A 2,200-nucleotide genomic window follows, 5' to 3' on the forward strand; every position below is an offset into this window, starting at 1 on the left:
AGTGGCTGATTTGAAAAACTCACCATTTAAACTTATTAATGAGGGATTTGTTCAGTCAGGTCTATCAATTACATTTTTTGAAGATTATAGTAATCGAGTTTTGACTAGAATAGTAGACTATTTGAATTCGCCAACTGTTTTGAACTACTTATCTAATATTTCTAAAAACTATGCAGCGGGTTATCAAAATATTAGCTCTACCGATTTAAAATATATTAAAATCCCAAGAAAATTATTGGAGGATAATGTATGGCAGAAACATTAAAATATATTGTTGAAGATAAAGTCTTGGCTGAAGTATTAGGAAGAAATAACTTTTCCACAAAGGAATCAGCTGTTTTAGAGTTAGTAAAAAATGCCTATGATGCAGGTGCTGAAAAAATAACTATTTCATTTAGAAAATCAAAAAGTACAGGAAAACTTTTTATTGAAATTGTCGATGATGGAATCGGTATGAGTAGCGAGGACATCAAAAATGCTTGGATGCATGTTGGTAAGTCTACTAGAGATTACATAGATTCCAAAACTGGAAGAGTCTTTGCTGGTTCTAAAGGAATAGGGAGATTTGCACTTGCTAGATTGGGTGAAGTAATTGAACTGCGTTCTCATAAGGAAGGAAATTCTAAGATTAAATGGACGACAGACTGGGAAAAATCTAAACTGGAAAGTATAGAATCAACTAATGATGAACAGGGGACAATAATTAGAATTTATAATCTTAGAGACAAATGGTCCTCTAAAAACATAATTCCACTGAAAAATTATCTGAGTAAGGTTTATTTTGATGATCAAATGGAGATTACTATTGATTATCAGACAGAAGGAGTTGTTCATAGAGAAACAACTGAGAATGTATGGGCAAATCCCAAAAGTGGTACGCACTTTGTTGACTCTATTGAAATGAATTATGACTCTAGTACTCAAAAATTGAACGTGAAGATGATATTTGATGAGTTTAAAAGTTCTGTTGAAGATATAGTTGGGTTCTCTACAGGTGGTAAAGAGGTTTCTTTAAATATTAGTTCTGAATTGAAAAAAGAAATCATAAAACTATTGAAAGAAGATGAAGAAGAAAGAGAGGTTACGGAAGAGGAAATCAAGACTGTTTTGAAAGAAATAGGTAATTTTTCTGGGAATTTATATTTTAGTTTAGGATCTATTACAGATAAAGATTTTGAAAAATTTAAGTATAAATATCAATTTTTACCAAAAAGATATGATCTAGGAGTTATTCTGTACAGAAATTCATTTAGCATTGATTCATTTGAGGGGCGGAGAGATTGGTTAAAACTTTCACAAAGAGTTGTTGCATCTCCTGCGGCAGCATCACATGCAAACGGTTCATGGCGTGTGAGGCCTAAACAAATTTCTGGATATATTTCTATAGATAAAAAAGAAAATAAACATATAGAAGATATATCTAATCGACAAGGTATAGTGGAAAATATATACTATCATATTTTTTTGGAGATAATCCATATCGCATTGAAGGAATTTGAGTCTTATCGCCAAAGTATAATTAGATTAATAAATGAATATGAAATAAAATTGTTAGATAAAGCAATTTGTGATGAACAACAGGAGGTAACTGCTGATAAGATTGTTCAGGATACTATTAAAAATCCAGATAGAATTTCAGAATTAACCAAGACAGATTTTGAGAAAATTCATGAAAAGTTGACGTCTCAAAAAAAAGTTATAGATGATCTTGGCGAAGATAGGAAAAGAATTGAAGAGGATTATCGATATGAGGTTCAATTGTTGAATGTTTTAGCGACTTTACAATTAAAAGTAAGCTCATTAAGTCACGAGGTTCAAAACAACAGAAATTCTATCGCTGTGAATCCGACTAAAATAAAAGAGGTTTTGAAGAGAAAATATGACTGGGAAGAATTGTTACTTGATAAACCCAGTTCGAGAAACATACCTCTGCTCCTTGAGACACTCTCCAATGATTTAGAAAAAGTATTAGATTTAGCTGATACAATTATTGATGAAACTAAAAAAGATAAGTTTATCATCAAGGAGTTTGAATTAGATGAGTTAATTGGTTTGATTATTAATAAATGGCAACAACAATATAATTGGGTAAAATTTATAATCAAAATAGAACATGAAGAAAAAATTAAAATTTCTTATGATTTACTAATGGTTATACTTGATAATTTAATTTTAAATAGTATTCAAAATAATGAAGAGG

At 30.2% G+C, this 2,200-nt stretch carries 1 protein-coding gene and 1 pseudogene; both read left to right on the plus strand.

What is annotated here, in order from left to right; all coding sequences use genetic code 11:
- Positions 1-265, plus strand: a pseudogene (locus D8837_RS09170) (hypothetical protein); the annotation flags it as partial.
- Positions 250-2,200 (plus strand): ATP-binding protein (locus D8837_RS09175; protein ID WP_142999007.1); only part of this gene is annotated, 1,951 nt, incomplete at its 3' end. The pseudogene D8837_RS09170 and the gene D8837_RS09175, both read left to right, overlap by 16 nt.

The sequence above is a fragment of the Streptococcus mitis genome, assembly GCF_003942965.1.
GTDB lineage: Bacteria > Bacillota > Bacilli > Lactobacillales > Streptococcaceae > Streptococcus > Streptococcus mitis_BH.